Origin of the sequence: Pantoea sp. SOD02 (genome assembly GCF_024707505.1) — a bacterium.
Classification (GTDB): domain Bacteria; phylum Pseudomonadota; class Gammaproteobacteria; order Enterobacterales; family Enterobacteriaceae; genus Pantoea; species Pantoea symbiotica.
Window position 1 is genome coordinate 1,995,532 of record NZ_CP102604.1, and the last position, 22,950, is coordinate 2,018,481.

Genomic DNA, 22,950 nt, shown 5'->3' on the forward strand with positions numbered 1-22,950 from the left:
ACTGGTCTAGTATTTGGTAATCTAACGCTATGACTACTTCATCCCAATTGCATAGCAATGAAATCCGCGATCACATCCTTGCCACTGGCCAACGCATTATGGCCGGCAAGGGTTTTTCGGCTGTCGGATTAAATGAAATCCTCACCGATGCCGGTGTGCCAAAAGGCTCGTTCTATCACTACTTCAGCTCGAAAGAGGCTTTTGGGGTGGATATGCTGGCGCGCTATTTCGATGATTATCTGGCTGAGCTTGATGCGACATTAAGCCAGCCAAGCCTGACGATGGCGCAGCGGCTGATGAATTACTGGCAGTTGTGGCGTGAATCGCAATCGTTCTCCGATTGTCAGGGCAAGTGTCTGGCGGTGAAGCTGGGCGCGGAAGTTGCCGATCTGTCGGATAGCATGCGCGGCACGTTACAGACGGGCACGGCCGGCATTATCGCGCGACTGGCGGAAGCGTTAGAAGCGGGTGTTGAGGAAGGTTCGTTAGTTATCGATGATAAACCGAGCCGTGTGGCGGAAAGCCTTTATCAGCTGTGGGTGGGGGCCAGCGTTATGGTGAAAATCGTGCGCAATACCAGCCCGTTTGATTCCGCCATGAGCATGACGCAAAAAATTATTCGTATTACCGCGTAGTAAAAAGGGCGACTCAACTGAGTCGCCCTTGATTTTGTCGGATCGCCATTGATGGCGACCAGGTGCGCATGAATGCGCACCCTACGAAAACCGCGCCAAAAAACCGTAGGGTCGCCATTTATGGCGACCTCAAATCACAGAATCGATTTCGCCGTTTTAACCACGTTCTCAACGGTGAAACCAAACTCTTTGAACAGCTGATCCGCAGGCGCTGACTCACCGAAGGTGGTCATGCCGACGATCGCCCCGTTCAGGCCGGTGTATTTGAACCAGTAATCCGCGATACCCGCTTCAATCGCCACGCGGGCGGCAACCGCTTTCGGCAGCACGAATTCACGATAAGCCGCATCCTGCTTGTCGAAGGCGTCAGTGGATGGCATAGACACCACGCGCACCTTGCGACCTTCCGCCGTCAGCTGCTCATAAGCAGCCACCGCCAGCTCCACTTCTGAACCGGTGGCGATCAGGATCAGCTCTGGCGTACCTTCACTGTCCTTCAGCACGTAACCACCGCGCGCCACGTTCGCCAGCTGCTCAGCGCTGCGATCCTGCTGCGCCAGGTTCTGACGCGAGAAGATCAGCGCCGACGGGCCGTCAACACGTTCGATAGCGTACTTCCACGCCACCGCTGACTCAACCTGGTCGCACGGGCGCCACAGGCTCATGTTCGGCGTCACGCGCAGGCTGGCCATCTGCTCAACCGGCTGGTGCGTCGGGCCATCTTCGCCCAGACCAATCGAGTCGTGGGTGTAGACCATGATCTGACGGATTTTCATCAGCGCGGCCATACGTGCGGCGTTGCGCGCGTACTCGACGAACATCAGGAAGGTGGCGGTGTACGGCAGGAAACCGCCGTGCAGCGCCAGGCCGTTGGCGATGGCGGTCATACCGAACTCGCGCACGCCGTAATGAATGTAGTTGCCCGCCGCGTCTTCATTGATCGGATTAGAACCGGACCACATGGTGAGGTTGCTTGGCGCCAGGTCAGCGGAGCCGCCCAGATATTCCGGCAGGATTTTACCGAAGGCTTCGATGGCGTTCTGCGAGGCTTTACGGCTGGCAATTTTCGCCGGATTGGCCTGCAGCTGCTCGATAAATTTCTGCGACTCGCTGGCCCAGTTAGCTGGCAGCTCGTTGTTGACGCGACGTTTGAACTCCGCAGCCAGTTCCGGATGTGCAGCGGCGTAGGCCGCAAACTTCTGGTCCCACGCAGACTCTTTCGCCTGGCCGGCTTCTTTGGCATCCCACTGCGCGTAGATGTCTGAAGGGATTTCAAACGGATCGTGGTTCCAGCCCAGCTGCTTGCGGGTCAGCGCGATTTCATCGGCACCCAGCGGCGCGCCGTGCGAATCGTGCGTACCGGCTTTGTTCGGCGAACCGAAGCCAATCACGGTTTTGCACATCAGCAGCGAAGGTTTGTCGTAAACCGCTTTGGCTTCTTCAACCGCTTTCTTAATTGCGTCTGCGTCGTGACCGTCCACGCCGCGCACCACGTGCCAGCCGTAGGCTTCAAAGCGTTTAGCGGTGTCGTCGGTGAACCAGCCGTCAACGTGACCGTCGATGGAGATGCCGTTGTCATCATAGAAGGCAACCAGCTTGCCCAGCTTCAGGGTACCGGCGATGGAGCAGACTTCGTGTGAGATGCCTTCCATCATGCAGCCGTCGCCCATAAACACGTAGGTGTTATGGTCTACGATGTCATGACCCGGACGGTTGAACTGCGCCGCCAGCGTGCGCTCGGCAATGGCAAAACCGACTGCGTTCGCAATGCCCTGACCCAGCGGGCCGGTGGTGGTTTCAACGCCTGCGGTGTAACCGTATTCCGGATGCCCCGGCGTTTTGGAGTGCAGCTGGCGGAAATTTTTTAATTCGCTGAGCGGTAAATCGTAACCGCTCAGGTGCAGCAGGCTATAGATCAGCATTGAGCCGTGACCGTTCGACAGCACAAAGCGGTCGCGGTTAGCCCAGTTGGGATTGCGTGGATTGTGCTGTAAAAAGTCGAGCCACAAGACTTCAGCGATATCCGCCATGCCCATCGGGGCACCCGGATGTCCCGAATTGGCTTGTTGTACGCCATCCATACTCAAAGCGCGGATGGCGTTGGCTCTTTCCCGGCGTGTAGACATAAGGTTCTCCAGAGGTGCGACGTCGGCGCTTATTTAGCGTGAGATACTTGTTCGTAGTAACCGATCTTCTCAACTTTGGCGGTTGAGCCGCCACCTTCAAACTCCGATGCCAGCCAGGCATTCACGATGTTCTTCGCCAGCTCAGGCCCGATGACGCGCGCGCCCATGGTCATGATCTGCGCATTGTTGCTCTTGCGAGCACGCTCGGCAGAGAAGGTGTCGTGACACTGCGCTGCACGCACGCCTTCCACCTTGTTAGCAACAATCGCCACACCGATACCGGTGCCGCACAGCAAAATGCCGCGCTCAAATTCATTCTTCTGGATGGCGGTGGCGAGCGCAAATGCCACATCCGGGTACATCGGACGGTCGTTTTGCGCGTCATTGGTGTAATCCGTCACCACATACTTTTTCTCTTCCAGCAGCTTTTTAATCACATTTTTCAATTCGATAGCCGCATCATCGGCGCCAATTGCGATAGTTTTCATCGTCGTTCTCCAGCAGGGTGTGCAATGACGCCTGCACGTTTGTTCAGCAGGCGAGAAGATGTTCATGGTTAGCCTGCCATAAACACAATCATATGTTCAATGGTTGTTCATATGAATTGCCTTCAGGATCGCGCCTGAATTCCTCAGGAAACCCTGCTAAACCGCCTGTGCCGCGCCGCATGGGCGCAGTAATCCGATAAATTGACCAAAATCAAATCTCATGAAGCCGCTCACACTTTCGCGTGTTGCAGTTGAGAGATGCACAAATATCCGTGTAGTGTTCATATGTTCGCATGACTATACCAATGTACAAGAAGACCCATCGAGGACTCGAACATGTGTCATTTACACCGTACCTCTCAGTACTCCTGCAGCCAGCGCCCCTTTGGCGTTTGGTCAACACCACATAAAGAAATGATCACTCACGCACGTCGTGGAGGTGCGTTATGAACCAACAAACAATGACGGCGGTGGAACAATCCACCATCAGAAAAATCTCCTGGCGCTTAGTGCCGTTCGTGGCGCTGATGTTCTTTATCAACTTCCTCGATCGCACCGCGATTTCGTTTGCCGGCCCCAACGGCATGACGCAAGACCTAGGCCTCACCGCGCTGCAGTTTGGCCTGGCGTCGGGCATCTTCTTTATTGGTTACATCCTGCTGGAAGTACCAAGCAACCTCGCGCTGCATAAGTTCGGCGCGCGTCGCTGGCTGGCGCGCATCATGATCAGCTGGGGCATTGTCTCGCTGCTGTTCACCTGGGTGAGCAGTGTGGAAGGCTTGTATACGCTGCGTCTGCTGCTGGGTATCGCCGAAGCCGGCTTCTTCCCTGGCGCGATTCTCTATCTCAGCATGTGGGTGCCGGGACGTCATCGCAGCAAAATCCTGTCGCTGTTCTATCTTGCTCAGCCGCTGACGGTGGTGTTCGGTGCACCTTTAGCCGCGTCACTGATTCAGCAGCACGGCCTGTTTGGTATGGAAGGCTGGCGCGTGATGTTTATGGGTGTCTCAATTCCCGCGATTCTGATTGGTATCGTCGCACTGTTCTGGTTGGTGGATTCGCCGCGTCAGGCCAAGTGGCTGACCGCCGAAGAGAAAACCTGGCTGACCACCGAACTGGAAGCCGAGCATCAACAGAAGCAGGGCCATCAAAAACACAGCCTGCGTTCGGTGATGGGTAACGGCCGCGTGTGGATGTTGTGCCTGATTTACTTCGGCTTTATTTATGGCCTGTATGCGCTGGCGTTCTTCCTGCCGACCATCATCGCGGGCTTCCAGCAGCAGTTTGGCACCATCTTTAACGTGATGCAGAAAGGGCTGATTACCGGCGTGCCGTACCTGATCGCGGCGGTGGTGATGTTCTTCTGGTCGAAAGATGCCACACGTCGCGGCTGCAAAACCTGGCACATCGCCATTCCGGCGCTGGCAGGCGGCATCAGCGTGCCGCTGGCGCTGTATATGGATTCGCCGTTCACCACCATCATGGTGATTGCGATTACTGCCAGCTCCATCTTCGCCGCGCTGCCGAACTTCTGGACCTTACCGACGCAATTCCTGACCGGCGCATCTGCCGCCGCAGCCATTGCCTTGATCAACACCTTAGGAAACGTAGCGGGCTTCTCTGCGGGCTACATCACCGGCGCACTGCATGACGCCACCAACAGCTACGCCTTGCCGATGTTTGTGGTAGGTGGATTCATGCTGCTGTCCGCGTTCCTCATGCTGTTACTTAATCGCCGTCGCTCGCCGTCTCAGCCGACCTCTTTAGCTCAGGAGCATTAATATGACGTACCTGTTTAACCAACCTTCAGCCTTTGCCGCTGAGCTTATCGAAGGCTTTGTTGCCGCCAACGCCGATAAAGTCCGTCAGGTCGCCGGAGGCGTGGTGCGCAGCACCCGCAGCCAGCCCAATACGGTGGCGGTGATTGTGGGCGGCGGGTCCGGTCACTATCCGGCGTTCGCCGGGTTGGTTGGACAAGGTCTGGCGCACGGCGCGGCGATGGGCAACTTATTTGCATCGCCGTCGGCGCAGCAGATCTACAACGTGGCGCGTGCGGCCCATAACGGCGCGGGCGTGTTGCTGATGTTCGGTAACTACGCTGGCGATGTGCTGCACTTCGGCCAGGCCTGCGAGCGTCTGCGCGCGGAAGGCATCGCTTGTGAAGTGCTGGCGGTAACCGACGATATCTCCAGCGCGGGTAAAGATGAGCTGGAGAAGCGTCGCGGTGTGGCAGGCGATCTGTGCGTGTTCAAAGCCGCCTGCGCCGCAGCTGAAGCGGGTCACGATTTATCACAGGTGTTGCAGCTGGCACAGCACGCGAATAACCGCACGCGTACATTTGGCGTGGCGTTTTCCGGTTGCAGCTTGCCAGGCGCTTCGCATCCGCTGTTCGAAGTAGAAAAAGGGCGCATGGCGCTGGGACTCGGCATTCACGGCGAGCCGGGGATCAAAGAGACCGACATGCCAAGCGCGGATGAGCTGGCCGAAATCTTCGTGGAGCGCTTGCTCAATGAACTGCCAGCCGATATCCCACAGGCCGAAGGTCAGCGCGTGGCGGTGATCCTCAATGGGCTGGGCTCGGTGAAATATGAAGAGCTGTTTGTCGTTTATCGTCGCGTTGCACAACTGCTGGAGGCGGCTAAGCTGCAGGTGGTTGAGCCCGACGTCGGTGAGTTTGTCACCAGCTTCAATATGGCCGGTGCGTCACTGACGCTGATGTGGCTGGACGATCAGCTGGAAACTTTGTGGCGTGCGCCGACCAATACGCCCGCTTACCGTAAAGGCAGCGTATTGGTGGCCGAGCCGTTAAGCGCCTCAGAGTTGGTTGAAAGCACGGAAGAAGCCTTGCCATCAGCTACAGCCGAATCGCAAGAGAGCGCGAAACGCGTGCTGCAACTGCTCGAAGCAGTGGCAGAAATGTTACAGCGTAACGCTGAGCGTCTTGGCGATATCGATGCGGTGGCCGGCGACGGCGATCACGGTATCGGCATGGAGCGCGGCGTACTGGGCGCGGTTGAGAAGGCGCGTGAAGTTGCGGCGCGTGGTGCCGGTGCGGGCAGCTTGCTGTGCCGCGCGGCGGATGCCTGGGCCGATAAAGCCGGTGGCACCTCGGGCGCATTGTGGGGCGTGGCGCTTACCGCGTTGGGTACCGCGCTTGGCGATCGTCAAACGCCAGATGCGCAGCGCGTGGCCACCGGCGTACGTGAAGCGAAAGAAGGCATCATGCACTTTGGTAAAGCGCGCGTCGGCGATAAAACCATGGTTGATGTGCTGGTGCCGTTTAGCGACAGCCTGAACGAAGCGGTTGCCGCTGGCGCGTCGTTAACCGACGCCTGGCTGAAGGCTGCGCAGGTGGCCGATAAAGCTGCGCAGGACACCGCGCAGCTGGTACCAAAAATGGGGCGCGCGCGTCCGCTGGCAGAAAAAAGCGTTGGCACGCCGGATGCCGGAGCGATTTCGCTGGCATTGATCGTCAATACCGTCGGCGATCTGCTAAAAGAACACAGTGCCTCTGAACAAGGAGCTTGAAGCATGTCTCAGCCAAAAATCTGGCTCGGCGTCAGTTTGAAAATGTACTTCGGTTATCAGCAAACTTTGCAATGGTGTCGCGATGTGGCGGCATTAGCCAATCATGCTGCGGTGAAAAACGGCGAAGTGGGCTTGTTTGTGTTACCGGCTTATCCGGCGATTCCGGCGGTTGCAGAGATCTTCGCTAACACACCGGTGCGCTTTGGCGGCCAGGATGTTTGCCAGGCGGAGAACGGCGCCTGGACCGGCGAAGTCAGCGCCAGCATGTTGCAGGAGTTAGGCTGCTCGCTGGCCGAAATTGGTCACGCTGAGCGCCGTCGTCATTTCCACGAAGATAAAGTGCAAATCGCCGCCAAAGTGGCGATGTCGCTGCGTCACGGCATCACGCCGGTGTTGTGCATCGGTGAAGAAGTGCAGTCAGAACCGCAGCAGGCGATCGCGCTGTGCCAGCAGCAGCTGGCCGAAGCGCTGGCCGAGTCGGCGCAGCAGGGCTTAAAGGGCGAAGTGTTCTTTGCCTACGAACCGCAGTGGGCGATTGGTGCGCCGCAACCGGCACCGGACAGCTACATCCGCGCAGTGTGCGCCGGGTTGCAGCAGCTCGCCACGCCGTCCGGCATCACTCTCAAAATCATCTACGGCGGCAGCGCGGGGCCGGGACTGATTCAGCGCCTTGGCGCGGACGTAAATGGCCTGTTCCTGGGGCGCTTTGCTCACGATCCCAACGCGTTGGCACAAATTATTGATGAAGCCAGTGAGCTGGCTCAGGAGCTCGGTTGATGAGCCGTATCGGACTCAGTACCTACGCCTTTTTCTGGCGCATGTCGTCGAAAGTACCTCATCCGCTGACGCTGGAGCAGATGCTGCAACAGACCGCCGATCTCGATGTGTCGGTGTTTCAAATCTGCGACTACCCGGCGATTGAAAGCTGGTCTGACGCACAACTGCTGGCGCTACGTCAGCAGGCCGATGCGCTCGGTATCACGCTGGAACTCGGCACGCGCGGCCTTGGCACCGAGCATCTGCGTCGTTATCTGCATATGGCGGAAATCCTCGATGCGCGCGTAATACGTTCGATGTTCTACACCGCCGATCACCGTCCTTCGCTCGACGAAGCTGCCGCGTTGATTGGCGCGGTGTTGCCAGATTTTGCCCGCCAGCAGGTGCGTCTCTGTCTGGAGACATACGAACAGGTGAACAGCGGCGCGATGATGTCGGTGATCAACAAGTTCCTGTCGCCGTGGCTCGGCGTGTGTCTCGATCCCGCCAACTGTGTCGCTGGACTCGAATTGCCAGAGCAGGTGATTGCCAACACCGCCGCGCGCGTCGGCAATCTGCACATCAAAGACTTTGCTTTCACCCGACGTGATGGCTGGGTTGGCTTTACCTTTGCCGGTTGCCCGATGGGCGAAGGCTTGCTGGATTACGACCGGATGATCGCCAGTGTGCGCCCGGCGGATAAAGGCATTAACCAAATCGTCGAACATTGGTTGCCGTGGCAGGACGATGCCGCGCTGACCTGCGAGCGAGAAGCCGAATGGACTCGCCGCACCGTTGAATTCTTACGTAGTAAACAAGATCAGGAGTAACAACATGAGCGTGCAACTTAAAACCATCACCGTGATTGGCGCGGGCGGCAAAATGGGTATGCGTATTTCTGCCAACTTCCAGAAAAGCGATTACCAGGTGTTTTACTGTGAGAACTCACCGAAGGCGCAAGAGCAGGTAAGCGCGCAGGGGCGTGAACTCTCTGATGCGGCCTCCGTGGTGCCATTGAGCGACGTGGTGATTCTGGCGGTGCCGGATATCGTGCTGGGCAAAGTCTCTGAAGGCGTGGTGCCACAGATGAAAGCGGGCGCGATTCTGCTGACGCTGGACCCCGCAGCGGCATACGCCAATTTGATTGCCCATCGCGATGGCATTGAATACGCGGTGGCGCATCCTTGCCATCCGTCGGTATTCCTTGAGCGTTACACCAAAGAAGAACATGCCGATGCCTTCGGCGGGATTGCGGCGGTTCAGCACGTAGCGGCGTCGTATGAAACCGGTTCAGATGAGCAGAAAGCCGAGCTGAGCAAGGTGATCAGCGTGATGTACGGGCCGGTGGAGCAAGTGCATTGGGTCACCGTGACGCAGCTGGCGTATCTGGAACCCACGCTGGTGGAAACCGTGGCCTGCATGGTCGGCGCGTTCATGAAAGAAGCGCTGAACGAAACAGTGAAACACAGCGGCGTGCCGGAAGAAGCGGCCAAAGCGATGTTGTACGGCCACATTCAAATCGCGCTGGCCGTGGCGTTCCGCGCGACTAACCCGTTCTCGGATGCCTGCATGATCGCCATGGAGTACGGCCGTGAGAAGATTGTGAAACCTGACTGGAAACAGATCTTCGATCAGAAAGAGCTGGATATCGTGATTGCCCGTATGCTGAAAATCGACGCCATCAAGCGCTAAGCGTGATGCTCGATCGACTCGCGGCGCTGTTGTCTGGCGAAGCGAGTCGTATCAATGATATAACTCCTTCCCAAAATCCCTGGTCGCCATTAATGGCGACCCTACAACGATCCGCTTGCGCCCGTGCGCACGATTTCAACAAAAGACAGGTTACGGATGGAAAAAAACACGCTTTCTCAGGACTCCGAGCTACTGACGGAAATAGCTGTCGCCTATTATCAGGACGAAATCACCCAGGAGGAGATTGCGCGTAAGTTTGGTATTTCCCGCATTAAAGTCGGTCGACTGCTCAAACGCGCGCGCGAAGAGGGCATCGTCGAAATCAACGTGCGTTACCATCCCGTCTTTAGTACCCGCCTTGAACAACAGCTGCAAAATCGCTTCCCACAACTGCAACGTGCGCTGATAGCGCTCGATCAGCCCGATCAGGAAGAGCAGCGACGTCAGGTTGCCGCGCTGGTGTCGTCACATTTAGCGCAGTCGCTGAAAGACGACGCCATTGTCGCCGTTGGGCAAGGGCGCAACGTTGCCGCTGTCGCCGATTATCCCGGCCAGGTACCGACGCGTAACTGCCTGTTCATCAGCGGCATTGGCGGCACGCATCGTCCAGGCGATGCCATCAATGCTGATCATATCAGCCGTCGTCTGGCGAAGAAGTTTGGTGGCATCAGCGAAACGCTGTATGCGCCCGCCTATGTTGAAAACCGCGCGCTGCGCGATGCCTTTATGCAAAACGGCACCATCAAAGAGACGCTGGACCGCGCGCGCAAAGCGGATGTGGCGCTGGTGGGCATCGGTGACATGAATGAAAACAGCTATATGGTGAAGCTCGGCTGGTTCACGCCGCACGAAATCATCGACGCCAGCGTTAATCAGGGCGTGACGGGCGATGTCGCCGGCTATGACTTCTTTAATTCACAGGGACAACACGTCGATACCGTGATGAACGATCGCGTGATTGGTCTGAGCATTGATGAGCTGCGCAAAATCCCCTGCGTGATCGCCATTGCCGCAGAAAATACCAAAGCGATGGCGATCCTCGGTGCACTTCGCACTGGCGCGATCGATATCATTGCTACCACCGCGCAGAATATCCGCACCATTTTGAGTTTGTCGCAGGAAAAGGTTTAGTTAAACGGCCAACCACTGCTTAGCATCGCGTTTGATGTTTTGCTCCAGTTCACTGCCGCGCGTAGCAAAAACGCGCTGTAACGGGAAGCCGCTCTTCTCCAGCAGATACGCCAGTGTGGCGTATTCACGCGGATATTTCGCTACCACGGCGTGGTCTATTTCCACCAGACCCAGCGGGAAGGTAAAGGTCCCCATATCGTAAATACTTTGGCGACGCACCAGTCGCCACACACCGTCGCGTTTTTCAGCCATGTCATAAAAGCGGTTGTGGCATTCACAGCCGACATTCAGTTGCACATTCTCCGCAATGATCATCGCATTGGTTTCAAGAATCGCTTTGTTGCCACTGGCGTTGAAGGTGATCGCTGGAGAGGCAATGAAGTGTTTGGTGCGAAGATCGGATTTCCCCATGCGCATTGAACCCGTGACAAAGTCACTTGCCAGCCCTTCAAACCAGGTAATTTCAATCGTGCCATCGGCGTGGAACAGATCGCGTAATTGATCCCATTCGCCCAAATCGCGGTGCATCCAGCCATTCATAAGGTCATTGAGTTGTTGGCGATCCTGAAGTTGGTTTTGCATGTTGTAGCTCCTGTAAGTTGACGGCGTTCAGTTTGTGCGCTGACTACGCTAAACTCAAATAGATAGAAATTACGGATCAATCATTTTTAGTGATTAATGGGGCGAATATGGAATTGCGTCATCTGCGCTACTTTTTAACTGTTGCTGAAGAGGGCCATTTTGGCCGCGCGGCGCAACGGCTGAATATTGTGCAACCGGCATTGAGTATGCAGATTAAAGCGCTTGAAGCTGAGCTAGGCGGCCCGCTATTTTTACGCACCAGTCGTCGCGTCGAACTCACCGAAGCGGGCTTGCTATTGCAGGCCGAGGCGAGACGGACGCTGGAGCAAGCTGAGCACACCCGTCACGTGGTTCAACGTTCAATGCGCGGAGAAATTGGTCGGGTACGCGTTGGCTTCGCTGGCAACGCCGTGTTTAGCGGCAGATTGATGCGCGACATACGCGCCTTTCATCATGCATATCCGCAGGCGGAACTGGTGTGTCAGGAGATGGCGCCGCATCTGCAACATGAGGCGATTAACAACGGCATGCTCGATGTCGGATATATGCCTGACTATCATCCAGAACCGACGTCTGCGCTGGCGTATGACTTAATTGGCGAGTGGCCACGCGTGGTGGTGATGTCCAGCGATCATCCGCTGGCGGTGAAGCCGCGCGTAACTATTGAGATGCTGGCGCATCAGCCACTGATTATGTACGCCACCCATGAAGGTCAGTCACATTTTGACGCCGCTTTACATCGACTGTTAGGGGACAGGCTGCATATCGCGTATCGCATCTCCAGCACGCTAAGCGTGCTCGCCATGGCCGGTGCCGGGCTGGGTATCGCGCTGGTGCCAGCACCGTTAACACAAGTGGCGATCCCCGGCGTGGTTTATCGAACGCTGGACTCAGCTGAGTTATCGGCGAATTTAATGATGGTCAGTCGTAAGGATAAGTGCAGCGGCGCGGTGTTGGCGTATCTTGCTACTGCGCGGGTAACTGCGCATGAAGCCTAATGCTAAATAATTTGCAGAACGCTCTTCAACTTATTAACTGAAGCCGTATGTTTGGATTTGGGCATATTCGCTAAGTTTTGCAGTTTCCAGCGAACGGCAGGAAGTTGATCGATATTCGATAACTCCAGAAGCGACCAATCGGGTTGGCCATTTTTGAAAGAGAGGAGAAACCTGCGTTCTTTATCCGTAATTGCAGTATTAATCGTATCAATTAAATGACCTCTGGCTCCTTCAAGTTCATGCAAGGGTACATCTATTTCCGCCATGTTACGAAATTCGCCATCATAGATGCCTGAAATGTCCTTTAACTGCGGTTGCAGCAGTTCGGCTAGCGGGCGAGGGTGACTGATCAAATAAACCAACAATGCTTTGCGTAACGCCTCTGTTAACCCTTCATTTTCGAGCAGGAATTTGACATCGAACAGGTCTCTGGGATGTTGTCGATCAAGCGCCGCACAAATCTTTCCCGCATACAGGTCGGCAAATGAAACGACGTTGGTTTCACTAAAACCAAACTCATCTTCAACCAATTCACAGACCTGCATTATTCTGGATTCATACACGGTTCCACGTAACACCGGTGACAATTCAATTTTAATTTGCACGCCGGCATGATTCACAGTAAGCCGTAATGCATCATTTTTATCTTCATAAGAACGAATAACGCTGCTGCCGACTAGCTTGATGCTTATTTCTTCAGCAATCTCATTCAATGCACTTTTTATCGCAGCTAATGCTTCGATGCGATCTAATGCCGGTAAAAATACGAGGTCGATATCCACAGATAAACGCGGTAATTCCCGGATGAAAAGATTGATTGCCGTTCCACCTTTTAAGGCAAAACAATCATGTAGAGAGATAAATGGCAGAATTTGCAGCAGCAGTTGTACCTGCCGATAATAGATACTCGTTCTGTCCATCGGTCACATCTCCTTTGGAACAGTAATGTTCCATTTACTATCAAGTCGGCCAGATCTGGCGAGCTCACGTTTTCCGGCGCCAAAATCATACGCTTCCGGCTGCAGGTGTTTAAGCCATGCATGATTATGTCTTTCAGCCAGCCACATAAATAATCGCTTTGCTTTAATACTGGAGCAGGCTCGCAAAAGTGCGTCTATTTTACGTGGCGACAATGTTGAGAGTCCTTGCATGAGTTGATCTGCATGTTCAAAACTGATCGTTTTGGGTACATCGGTTAACACTTCCAATATGGCTTTTTCAGGGCCGGAATAGCGCAAGGCAGGTAAAGATTCATGCCACACCTCTTCGCGGAGAAATTTCCTCTCATACATGAGTGATTGCGGCCAAATTTTGCGTGTGCCGTGGTAATCAAAATCCGTATTGATATCGAGTTTGTTTAACCAGGCCGGCAGCTGCGCCTCTGAGTAGATCTGAACACTGGTTAATTTTCCACGCGACTGATAGTGCGCCAAACCTTCTAACTCCAGAGCGGTTAATCCTCCGACATGAACGGGATGTTCCTGCATTCTTTGCAACGAAGTCATCACGCCTTTCCACTGTAGAGGTTCAGTTTCACGCGTATAAACACCGGGTTTAAGCGATATCAAGGTGCCGCTCTTCACTGCATTATCAACAAAATGGGGGTTTAAACCTTTCTCTTGCAGCCATGCTTTCGTCGCGATTAACCCAGAAGGAATCAAGGTCCTTAGCAGTTTTCTACTTTCAGCATTGAGCATAGGTCACCAGTTTGAAAATCATGTAATTGGCGGCAATGATTGCCGTCGATATGGATAAATATAAACCAATGGTGTGAAAAAGTTTACCATTTTGCTCATCGACGGCGATTATCGCCGTTAATATGGAATATGTTAAACCCATCAAGCACGCTTATTCCGCAACACGCAGTGCCATAACCGAACGGTCTTGTTCGTGCTATGTTCAGGATATATCCTGTATTTTTCCTTGTTGAGAATCCCTGCCAGATGACTAACACGCGCTTGCTCTCGGTTGAAAACCTCTCGCTGCACACTCACGATCAGCGCTTGCTGGTGGATAACGTCTCTTTTGATCTTGATCGCAAGGAAATCCTGGCGTTAGTCGGCGAGTCGGGCTCGGGTAAAACCTTAACATCGCTGGCGCTGATGAGCTTGCTGCCTACGGGCGTGCAGCAGAGTGGTGGCCGCGTGGTGTTTAATGGTGAGCCGCTGGATACGCGTAAGACCCAGCAATTACGCGGCTGCCGCATCGCCACGGTGTTTCAGGAGCCGATGACCAGCATGAATCCCACGCTGCGCATTGGTGAGCAGATTGCCGAAGTGCTGGTGCGGCATCGACAGTTCAGCTGGAAACAGGCGCAGCAGGAAGCGATAGCGCTGCTGGAACGCGTTGGCATCGTCAATCCCGAACAGCGTGCGCGGCAGTATATTCATCAGCTGTCGGGCGGCATGCGTCAACGTGTGATGATCGCCAGTGCCATTAGCGGTCAGCCGGAATTATTGATTGCCGATGAACCGACCACCGCGCTGGACGTCACTATTCAGGCGCAGATTCTGGCGCTGCTGCAGGAACTGCAACAAGAGATGGGCATGGGGATCTTATTGATCACCCACGATCTCTCTGTGGTGGCGCGCTACGCCGATCGCGTCTGCGTGATGCAGCAAGGGCAACTGGTTGAACAGGGCGCGGTGCTGAGCACGCTCGGCGCGCCAACGCATCCTTACACACGCAAATTGATTGCCGCTTCAGCGACGCAAATCTCTGAGGCAATTGCGCCGGTTGAACAGCCGCCGCTGCTGGTGCTGCGTGACATCAGTAAAAGCTATCCGCTGCCGCGCCGCATGCCGCTGTGGCCCGCCAAACGGCAAACCGTTTTGCATCCGGCCAATCTGTCGATTGCGCAGGGCGAAATCGTCGGGCTGATTGGCGAATCTGGCTCTGGCAAAACCACCTTGGGCAGCGCGGCGATTGGTCTGATTACGGCGGATGGCGGCGAGGTGCATTTTCAGGGGCAGCATCTGCAAGGCCGCCAACTGAATACGTTACGCCGTCACGCTCAGATCATCTTTCAAGACCCTTACGCCAGTTTGAATCCCAAAATTCCGGTCGGTGAGCAGATCGCCGAACCGCTGCGCGTCTGGCAACTGCGCAAAGGCGCGGCGGTGGATGAGCGGGTTAAAGAGCTGCTGGCGTTGGTGGGATTGAAGGCCGAACATGCCGGACGTCTGCCGGGCGCGTTTTCCGGCGGTCAGCGTCAGCGTATCGCCATTGCGCGCGCGCTGGCGATGGAGCCGAAGTTGCTGGTGGCGGATGAAGCGGTGGCGGCACTGGATTTATCAGTGCGCGGGCAGATTCTGGCGCTGTTTAATGAGTTACGCCACAAGCTGGGATTATCGGTGCTGTTTATCAGCCACGATCTCAGCGCGGTGCGTCAGTTGTGCGATCGCGTGGTGGTGATGTATCACGGCAGGATTGTGGAGTCCGGCGCGACCGCCAGCGTGATTAATCATCCGCAGGACAATTACACTCGCCAACTGCTCGCCGCCGCGCCGGACGTGCAGCAGGCGCTGGCGCTGCGATCAGCTGCCGTGTAACAGCGGCAGTTCGTGATGTTCAGCCCATTCGTGCCAGGAACCGACATACACCGAAACATGGGAATAGCCCGCCAGCTTTAACGCCGCTAACACCGTGGCGGCGCGGGCACCGCGATGGCAATAAACCTGCAGCTTCGCGTCTTTACTCAATCCTGCCGCCTCGGCGCGTGCGGCAATCTGCTGCGCTGCTAAGAAATGGCCGTTGGCAATGACATCCTCCCAAAACAGCAGCTGAGAATGCGGAATGCGTCCGGCGCGCTGGCAGCAGGCATGCGCAAAGCTGCCGTCAAATTCGCTGGGGCGACGTGCATCCACGTTGACCACATTCACTCCATCTGCTGCTAATACCTGTTCACGGCTGCACACCAGCTCGCGATTCCACGCGGGTGCGTTTGCTGCGGGTGGATGCGCCACCGTGCGACTTAACCCCAATCCCGGACTGAGTTCATAGCCTGCTGCAATCCACGCATCCACGCCGCCATCCAGAATCAGCGAATCATTTCGCTTAAGCAGCCAGGCAAACCAGGCCCCACGCGGCGAACGCATGCCAACCTGCTGTTCGAAAAACACCGGCGTAGCGTTGGGATAAGCGGTAAACATCGGTTGCAGCGCGGTGGCGGCTTCTGCAGCCATCACCGCTAAACCTGCCTCGCTGCAATCCTCAATAAAATAGTCGTAGACGTTACAGTGCTGCGCGCCGGGCAAGGTGGCGCGTTGCCAGTCGGCGAACTCGCGCACGTCGATCAGCAGAAACGCTTCGCCTTTTGCCTGGCGCTGATGCAGGGATAGCACATCAATGATCATGCAGAACTCCTGAAAACAGCGACTGCAACGAACCGAGTTCGTCGTGCTCAGCGGCCTGCAACACGCGGGCGGCGAGGGCGATATCAAACACGTTGAGGCCAAACGAGGAGAAATAGACGCTGTCATCGGGATGTGGACGCCAGTTATCCAGCAGCAGCGCGGCGAGATCGGCCGCCACATCCTGCTCACGAAACTCACCGGCGCGGAACATCTGGAACAGGCTTTTGGCGCTGCGCTGGGCAAAATCGCCCCACGCATCGACCACCACCTTGCTGCTGGCTTTGATGGCGGCGAAACTGACTTCGTGATAGCCGACCTGCACAATGATCCTGCCGGGCTGGACCGCTGCGGCATCAATAATCGGCTGGTCGGCGCTGGTGCAGGTCAGCACCGCGTCATAAGGCTGCGCCAGAGCGAGCTGCAAATCAGTTTCGATCTGCACTTCGCGCAACGCATTGAGTTTAAAAGGCGAGCGATTCCACACGCCAATCTGTTCCAGCTGCGGAAACAGCTGCTGCAACATGCGCAGATGCGCCTGAGCATGCAAACCGGCGCCAAGCAGCAGCACGCGTTTCACCGGACGCGGCGCGGCCAACTGTAACGCCAGAGCGCTCACCGCCGCGGTGCGCGCAGCGGTTAATGCACCGCTGGCCAGCAAACCACGCGGAATACCGCTTTGCGCATCGTTAATCAGGGTTAAGGCTAAGGCGGCGGGCAGCGCATCCGGTCGCTGTGGACGATGCGCTGTCCACTTTACGCCCGCAGCGTTGTAGCTGCCGCCAACGCGCGCCGGTAAGGCATAAGCTTTACCGAGCGGCGTACCGAGGTCTATGTGATTTTCAGCGGGCATCTGCGCCTCGCCGAGACGCATCAGGCGAATCACCGCTTTGACGTCTTCCAGCGCCAGAGCGACATCGCCGCCGCCTAATTGCGCGACGGTGGCTTCATCCAGTACACGCAATAACGCTTCCATTACTGCTCCAGCAGGCGATCGGCGAAGGGATAGAGCGCCGGAGAACCGCCACAATGCACGAAGGTGACGCGCGATCCTTGCGGAATGCGCCCTTGCTCGACCAGCGAGAACAGGCCGTGCATCGCTTTGCCGGTGTAGACCGGATCCAGCAGCACGCCTTCCAACTGGGCGAGTTGATAGATGGCGGCAATGCCGCCGTCCGATGGCACGCCGTACGCCTGACCGACATAACCATCTTCAATCCAGATATCCTCCGGCTGCCACTGCTGCGGCCATTGCAGCAGATCGGCACAATCCTGCGCCATGCCGGCAATGCGTGGCTGGAACCAGTCGGCTTTGGCGCTAACGCTCACGCCAATTACCCTGGTATCGGGCCAATAGCGGCGCGTACCCACATGTAATCCCGCCAACGTGCCGCCGGAACCGGTGGGCGCGACGATGAAATCGGGCGCGGGCGTCTGGCTGGGTGCCAGCTGCGCCGCCATCTCTTCCACGGCCCGCACATAACCCAATGCGCCGAGCGGCGTTGCGCCACCCAGCGGAATAATCATTGGGGTTTCGCCTTGCGCGACAGCCGCATCAGCATGCGCCTGCATCGCACCTTCAATCTGCGTGAAATAGCCGTCGGGATCGAGGAACTGCACCTCGGCTCCGAACAGCTTGTCCAGCAACAGATTACCCTGCCAGCTTGCGGGCGGATTGCCCCGCAGCACCAGCACCGGACGCATACCAAACTTGCGTGCCGCGGCGGCCACCATGCGGGCGTGGTTCGACTGATGCCCGCCGGTGGTGATCACCACATTCACGCCTGTTTTGCAGGCCTCCGCCATCAGATACTCCAGCTTGCGGACTTTGTTGCCGCCGCCGCCGAAGCCACTGTAGTCATCACGTTTGATCGTCAGCGTAATCCCAAGTGCCTCACTGAGCCGCGGCAGCGGCTCGTGAGGCGTGGGGAAGAAGCCGAGCGGAACGCGTTCAAACTCTTCAACTGATTTCATTATGTGTTACCTATATTTTTATGTACTGCGGTGTTTCCCTGGTGTGGCGCGACCCGGCCAATGGCCGAATCATTGAATGCGTTGAGCCATAAGCTCATGGATTGCTGGAAGCGTTCGAGTCCTGCCAGCGTGACAAACTCATTGACGGCGTGGGCGTTGCCGCCGTGGCCTAATCCACCAATCAAAAAGGCGGGTGCGACGGCCGCGAAAGCGTAAGCGGGCGCACAGCCCGGTGCCCACGGCCAGATTTGCGGTGCCGCGCCCAGCGTTCGATAGCTGGCGATCAAGGCATCGACGCCGCTGGCGCTGCGGCTAAAGCGCACGCCGGGATAACGATCAAACAGTTGCAGTTCGCTGCCAGCTAAATCGGGTTGCGCCAGGCGCTGCTGCGCGGCTTCAATCATCGCGTCCTGATCGAAACCCGGCGGAATGCGAAACGCCAGTTCGGCGCTGGCACGGAACGGGATGACGCCACGTCCGCCCGGCGGATCGCTGTGCAGTTCAGCCAGCGTCAAGACCGCGCTGCCGAGCAGCGTTTGCAGGCAGCTCAGCGTGTCGCCCTCAATCATCAGGCGCTGGCTGCGACGGAACTGCAGTTCGTCATCGATGCTGAATTCGGCGGCTAAGGTCGCCAATAACTGGTTCGCCTCATCGTCCGTGGCGTTACAGGCCAGCACGCCGCTGTGTGCGGCCGGTGCGATGGCATTCAGAGCCTGCACTAAGCGCCATGCCGGATTGGCGATCCAACCGGCATTGCTGGCATGAATCGCGGAGGAAGGTCCGCCCCATGCGCCGCCGCTGACGCTCAGGCGTCCGCTGGCCAGTCCGGTAAAGCCGAGGTAAACGCGCGGTGCGCCGCCGCCGTATTCGCACAGTGACGGAAACAGCACCGCTTCAGCGGGCGCAATCGGGCAAGGCTGCTGCGCCAGATAACGTCGCAGTGTGCCGCTGCCGATTTCCTCTTCACCTTCGAGCAGGATTTCAATATTGAAATCGAGCTGCTGGCTCTGCTGCAGTTCGCGCAGCAGGATCAGCAGGGCGGCGACCGGGCCTTTGTTGTTCTCTGCGCCGCGTCCGACAAAGACCGCGCCGAGATCGTCCCAGTGACACACGCCACCGACAAACGGCGGCACATCCCAACCGGCATCATCCGCAGGCATCACGTCATACATGTTGTACAGCACCACGGTTTTGGCGCTGCCGCTGTCAATGCGCACATGCACCAGCGGCGGAGAATTGTCGGTTTGCGCCGCCACCGGATAAATCACGCTGGCGCCAAGTTGCTCCACCATCCACTGTTCCAGCCAGGCGGCCAATCCGCGCTGCGAGGATAACTGACCGGCCACGCTCGGCCAGCGCGTCAGTTCACTCAGCAGTTCAAGCGTGGCATCAAGGCGACTCATAAACGAATCCTCGGGTTCAGCACCAGATAGAGCAGGTCGATCAGCAAATTGATCGCCACAAACACCACCGCAGCGAGCAACACAATCGCTTGCACCAGCGGGAAGTCGCGGTTTTGAATCGCCTGAATCGCCAGACGACCAATGCCTGGCCAGGCAAAAATAATCTCTGTTACCAGTGCGCCGCCGAGCAGCGAGGCGAAATACATGCCTTGTACGGTGATCACCGGAATCAGCGCGTTACGTAAACCATGGCGTACCACGATGCGCCAGGCGCTCAGCCCTTTGGCGCGCGCGGTACGGATATAATCCTGTTGCAGCACATCCAGCAGGCTGGCGCGCGTCAAACGTGCTACGGCGCTCATGTAAAACGCACCAAGGCTGAGTGCGGGCATCACCAGCGCGGCGAAAGTGCCGTAACCGCTGGAGGGCAGCCACTGTAACTTCAGGCTAAACAGCAAAATCAGCAGCAGACCCAGCCAGAACACCGGAATCGCCTGGCCGGAGAAGGCCAGCAGGCGGCACAGCAAATCCCAAATGCTGTGCGGTCGCAGGGCGCTGATAATGCCCAGCAGCAGACCGAGCAGCGAACTCCACGCCAGCGCACTCACCGCCAGCAGCGCCGTTGCGGGCAAGCGCTCGGCAATCAGCGCCAGCACCGGCTGGCTGTAGCGCAGCGATTCACCAAAATCGCCGTGTAGCACGCCGCCAAGATAGTGGCTGTACTGCCACAGCAGCGGGCGATCAAAGCCCATGCTGTGACGGAACGTATCAATCTCCTGCTGGCTGGAGCCGGGCGGCATCATCAGCGCCGCCGGATCGCCCGTCATGTGCAGGCTGAAGAAAATCAGCAGCGACACGCCAAGCAGCACTAATACCGATTGGCCAAGGCGATTGAGCAGAATGTTCAGCATCTTAATCCAGCCTTGTGTGCGTGCGACGTAGCAGCGCATCGCCGAGCAGGTTGCAGCCAATCACCAGTGCCGCAATCACTAATCCGGGATAGAGCACCAGCCATTGCGACAGCAGCATGTAAGAGCGGCCTTCGCCAATTAAGTTGCCCAGCGTCGGCGTGGGCGGCTGAATACCCATGCCGAGAAATCCGACTGAGGCTTCGAGCACGATTAAGCGTGGGATATCCAGCGTCAGCAGCACCACCAGCGGCGTCAGCAGATTGGGCAGGATATGCCGCAGCAGCACGCGCAGCGGCGAAAAGCCCATGGCGCGCACCGCCTGAATGTATTCCAGTTCACGAATTTCTAAGGTTTTGGCGCGCGCCACGCGGGCATAAATCGCCCAACTGGTGCAGCCCATAATCACAATGATGTTGGTGAGTGATGCGCCCATCAGCGCAATCACCAGCAAAATCAACAGAATAAACGGCACTGCCAGCTGGATATCGATCAGGCGCATGATCAGCGCATCAACCCAACCGCCGGCGTAACCGGCAATCATGCCGAGCGCGACGCCAATCACCGCGCCAATCGCCGCCGCTACTAATACCACCAGCAGCGACAAGCGCGTACCGGAGAGAATGCGCGCCAGCAGATCGCGGCCCAGTTGATCGGTACCGAGCCAATGCGTGGCTTGCGCGCCGGGCGAACCCGGCGGCAGGAACATCTCATTAAGGTTGTTACTTAAGGCATCGGGCAACGGCAGCCACGGAGAGAGCAGCGCCGCGGCAATCACCACGATCAGCAAAAGGCTGCCGATCATCGCATCGCCGTAAATCAGGCGGCGCGGACGGCGCTGCAGCACGTTGCCCGGTGAAATCATTTCAGCCTCAGATCAAACAGCGGGATGCGGGCATCGACGCGGCCTTTGAAGTTGAGCGAGGTGCTGTGCGCATACAAGGTGTCTTCACGATACAGCGGCAGCAGCGGCTGTTGTTCAGCGACGCGTTGCTGAATCTGCTCTAACACTTTTTTGCGCGCAACCGGATCAACAATCTGACGGCTTTGGTCGAGCAGCTTATCCAACTCCGCATCATGCACGGTGGAATAGGGCTCGCCGCTGCGCAGAATCGGGAACAGCGCGGCATCGGCATCCAGCGTTTGGGTTGAGCCCCACGCCAGCATATACATCGGAGCCTGTTTCTGTGATGCAACCTGCTGGGTGTAAACCGACCATTCAGGTACTTCCAGCTCGGCTTTTACGCCAATTGCGGCTAAATCCTGCACGATGGCTTGTGCCACATCGGCGCTGGCAATGTAGCGGCGCGGCGCCTGGAAGCGCAGGGTAAAGCCGTTAGCGTAACCGGCTTCAGCCAGCAGCGATTTGGCTTTCGCCACATCCTGCGCGGTCGCCGGAACCGCCAGATAACCGAAATCATTAGCGCCGGCCATGGTGCCGGTTGGTGTGCCGAAACCGTGCAGCAGCTGTTGGGTATACGCCTGGCGATTCAACGCCAGCGAAAGCGCCTGACGTACACGCACATCACTCAGCGGTTTCTCATCATCTTTAAGGCCGAGGTAAATCGTCAGCCCACCACCTTTCACCTGTTCCAGCTCGACGTTGGGGCGATTTTTCAGCGCGGGGACTAAATCGGCGGGCACGCTTTCAATCAGCTGCACTTCGCCGGTCAGCAGCGCGGTAAGGCGCGCGGTGGCTTCGGGAATTGGACGCCAGGTAACGCGATCAATCGCCGGTTTGCCGCGCCAGTAAGTTTCATTTGCGACCATCACCACTTTTTCGTCCGGGATAAAGCTGTCCAGCTTGTAAGCGCCGCTGCCCACTGGCTTGCGTGCAAACTCGCTGGCACCGACTTTCTTCACGTACGCTGGTGGCACAATGTAAGCCGGGTAGCGGCTCATGCGCGTCGGCAGCAGAGGGTCCGGGCCGTTGGTGTGGATCTGCACCTGATAATCGTTGATTACCTCCACCGATTTGATGGTGCGGATATAGGAAATCGTCGGCGCGTGATTGGCGGGGTCTAAAATACGATCGATGGAGAATTTCACCGCTTCGGCGTTAACCGGCTCGCCATCGGTAAATTTCACGCCCTGGCGCAGGGTAAATTGCCAGGTAGTTTCGTTAATCGCTTTCCACTCAGTGGCTAAGCCCGGCTGCAATGACATGTCATCGGCGCGGCGCACTAAGGTATCGAAGATGTTATCTACCAGCGTGGCAGATTCTTTAAGAAAGCCGGGATCCATCGCCGTCGCAGACGTGGGTTGGCCAATGGTCAGTTCTGCCGCCTGTACAGCAGGCATCAGAGCAAATAGCAACGCGGTAGTGACAAACTTCACTGCAGGTAGTCTCATAACGTTTTCCAAAAATTGCCAGGGC

At 57.0% G+C, this 22,950-nt stretch carries 21 protein-coding genes; 9 read left to right on the forward strand and 12 right to left on the reverse strand.

Annotated features, from left to right (window positions below; genetic code table 11):
* Positions 1 to 29: 29 nt before the first annotated feature.
* Entirely contained in the window at positions 30 to 635 is a 606-nt protein-coding gene (locus tag NR302_RS09320; RefSeq protein WP_258145078.1) for a TetR/AcrR family transcriptional regulator, read from the forward strand.
* Between the two features lie 134 nt (positions 636 to 769).
* On the opposite strand, the gene tkt is transcribed toward NR302_RS09320, so the two are convergent.
* Both tkt and NR302_RS09330 read right to left on the reverse strand, forming a co-directional pair.
* Complete coding sequence (gene tkt, locus NR302_RS09325; protein WP_258145079.1) at positions 770 to 2,761, reverse strand: transketolase; 1,992 nt, start codon at positions 2,759 to 2,761, stop codon at positions 770 to 772.
* A gap of 29 nt (positions 2,762 to 2,790) precedes the next feature.
* Positions 2,791 to 3,249 (reverse strand): RpiB/LacA/LacB family sugar-phosphate isomerase, encoded by a 459-nt coding sequence (locus NR302_RS09330; RefSeq protein ID WP_258145080.1) that lies wholly within the window; start codon positions 3,247 to 3,249, stop codon positions 2,791 to 2,793.
* A gap of 446 nt (positions 3,250 to 3,695) precedes the next feature.
* On the opposite strand from NR302_RS09330, the gene NR302_RS09335 reads away from it, so the two are divergent.
* The 6 genes from NR302_RS09335 (at position 3,696) to NR302_RS09360 (ending at position 10,356) form a co-directional block, all read left to right on the forward strand.
* The gene (locus NR302_RS09335) at positions 3,696 to 5,030 is read left to right on the forward strand and encodes an MFS transporter (protein WP_258145081.1); all 1,335 of its coding nucleotides are present in this window, start codon (positions 3,696 to 3,698) and stop codon (positions 5,028 to 5,030) included.
* Position 5,031: 1 nt separating this feature from the next.
* A complete protein-coding gene (locus tag NR302_RS09340) occupies positions 5,032 to 6,777 on the forward strand; it encodes a dihydroxyacetone kinase family protein (RefSeq protein ID WP_258145082.1) in 1,746 nt (581 codons plus the stop codon).
* Between the two features lie 3 nt (positions 6,778 to 6,780).
* Positions 6,781 to 7,554, forward strand: a complete 774-nt coding sequence (locus NR302_RS09345; protein WP_258145083.1) for a triose-phosphate isomerase family protein — start codon at positions 6,781 to 6,783, stop codon at positions 7,552 to 7,554.
* On the forward strand, positions 7,554 to 8,363 hold the full coding sequence (locus tag NR302_RS09350; protein WP_258145084.1) for a sugar phosphate isomerase/epimerase: 810 nt from the start codon (positions 7,554 to 7,556) through the stop codon (positions 8,361 to 8,363). The genes NR302_RS09345 and NR302_RS09350 overlap by 1 nt, the downstream gene beginning before the upstream one ends.
* A gap of 4 nt (positions 8,364 to 8,367) precedes the next feature.
* Positions 8,368 to 9,225 carry a phosphogluconate dehydrogenase C-terminal domain-containing protein gene (locus NR302_RS09355; RefSeq protein ID WP_258145085.1) on the forward strand — a complete coding sequence of 286 codons (858 nt, stop codon included), beginning with the start codon at positions 8,368 to 8,370 and terminating at the stop codon, positions 9,223 to 9,225.
* 156 nt (positions 9,226 to 9,381) lie between these two features.
* Positions 9,382 to 10,356: a sugar-binding transcriptional regulator gene (locus NR302_RS09360; protein ID WP_008104043.1), complete on the forward strand. Its 975-nt coding sequence runs from the start codon at positions 9,382 to 9,384 to the stop codon at positions 10,354 to 10,356.
* Here the strand turns inward: NR302_RS09360 and NR302_RS09365 are convergent, their stop codons facing one another.
* Positions 10,357 to 10,938: a nuclear transport factor 2 family protein gene (locus NR302_RS09365; protein WP_258145086.1), complete on the reverse strand. Its 582-nt coding sequence runs from the start codon at positions 10,936 to 10,938 to the stop codon at positions 10,357 to 10,359.
* Between the two features lie 107 nt (positions 10,939 to 11,045).
* Here NR302_RS09365 and NR302_RS09370 point away from each other — a divergent pair, with 107 nt between their 5' ends.
* Positions 11,046 to 11,936 (forward strand): LysR substrate-binding domain-containing protein, encoded by an 891-nt coding sequence (locus NR302_RS09370; protein ID WP_258145087.1) that lies wholly within the window; start codon positions 11,046 to 11,048, stop codon positions 11,934 to 11,936.
* 2 nt (positions 11,937 to 11,938) lie between these two features.
* On the opposite strand, the gene NR302_RS09375 is transcribed toward NR302_RS09370, so the two are convergent.
* Both NR302_RS09375 and NR302_RS09380 read right to left on the reverse strand, forming a co-directional pair.
* Positions 11,939 to 12,856 (reverse strand): nucleotidyl transferase AbiEii/AbiGii toxin family protein, encoded by a 918-nt coding sequence (locus NR302_RS09375; RefSeq protein ID WP_258145088.1) that lies wholly within the window; start codon positions 12,854 to 12,856, stop codon positions 11,939 to 11,941.
* A gap of 3 nt (positions 12,857 to 12,859) precedes the next feature.
* Positions 12,860 to 13,633 (reverse strand): type IV toxin-antitoxin system AbiEi family antitoxin, encoded by a 774-nt coding sequence (locus tag NR302_RS09380; RefSeq protein WP_258145089.1) that lies wholly within the window; start codon positions 13,631 to 13,633, stop codon positions 12,860 to 12,862.
* A 246-nt stretch (positions 13,634 to 13,879) separates the two neighbouring features.
* On the opposite strand from NR302_RS09380, the gene NR302_RS09385 reads away from it, so the two are divergent.
* Entirely contained in the window at positions 13,880 to 15,487 is a 1,608-nt protein-coding gene (locus NR302_RS09385) for an ABC transporter ATP-binding protein (RefSeq protein ID WP_258145090.1), read from the forward strand.
* On the opposite strand, the gene NR302_RS09390 is transcribed toward NR302_RS09385, so the two are convergent.
* From NR302_RS09390 to NR302_RS09420, 7 genes are read right to left on the reverse strand one after another with little or no spacing between them, the layout of a single operon-like run.
* The gene (locus NR302_RS09390; RefSeq protein WP_258145091.1) at positions 15,473 to 16,291 is read right to left on the reverse strand and encodes a sulfurtransferase; all 819 of its coding nucleotides are present in this window, start codon (positions 16,289 to 16,291) and stop codon (positions 15,473 to 15,475) included. The two genes, NR302_RS09385 and NR302_RS09390, sit on opposite strands and share 15 nt — an antisense overlap.
* The gene (locus NR302_RS09395) at positions 16,281 to 17,264 is read right to left on the reverse strand and encodes an ornithine cyclodeaminase (protein WP_258145092.1); all 984 of its coding nucleotides are present in this window, start codon (positions 17,262 to 17,264) and stop codon (positions 16,281 to 16,283) included. Before NR302_RS09395 ends, NR302_RS09390 begins: the two co-directional genes overlap by 11 nt.
* Positions 17,264 to 18,262, reverse strand: a complete 999-nt coding sequence (locus tag NR302_RS09400; RefSeq protein ID WP_258145093.1) for a 1-aminocyclopropane-1-carboxylate deaminase/D-cysteine desulfhydrase — start codon at positions 18,260 to 18,262, stop codon at positions 17,264 to 17,266. Before NR302_RS09400 ends, NR302_RS09395 begins: the two co-directional genes overlap by 1 nt.
* Entirely contained in the window at positions 18,262 to 19,665 is a 1,404-nt protein-coding gene (locus NR302_RS09405) for a M20 family metallopeptidase (protein WP_258145094.1), read from the reverse strand. The genes NR302_RS09400 and NR302_RS09405 overlap by 1 nt, the downstream gene beginning before the upstream one ends.
* Complete coding sequence (locus NR302_RS09410) at positions 19,662 to 20,576, reverse strand: ABC transporter permease (RefSeq protein WP_008104058.1); 915 nt, start codon at positions 20,574 to 20,576, stop codon at positions 19,662 to 19,664. Before NR302_RS09410 ends, NR302_RS09405 begins: the two co-directional genes overlap by 4 nt.
* 1 nt (position 20,577) lies before the next feature.
* Complete coding sequence (locus NR302_RS09415) at positions 20,578 to 21,438, reverse strand: ABC transporter permease (RefSeq protein ID WP_258145095.1); 861 nt, start codon at positions 21,436 to 21,438, stop codon at positions 20,578 to 20,580.
* Positions 21,435 to 22,925: an ABC transporter substrate-binding protein gene (locus NR302_RS09420; RefSeq protein ID WP_258145096.1), complete on the reverse strand. Its 1,491-nt coding sequence runs from the start codon at positions 22,923 to 22,925 to the stop codon at positions 21,435 to 21,437. The genes NR302_RS09415 and NR302_RS09420 overlap by 4 nt, the downstream gene beginning before the upstream one ends.
* Positions 22,926 to 22,950 lie beyond the last annotated feature (25 nt).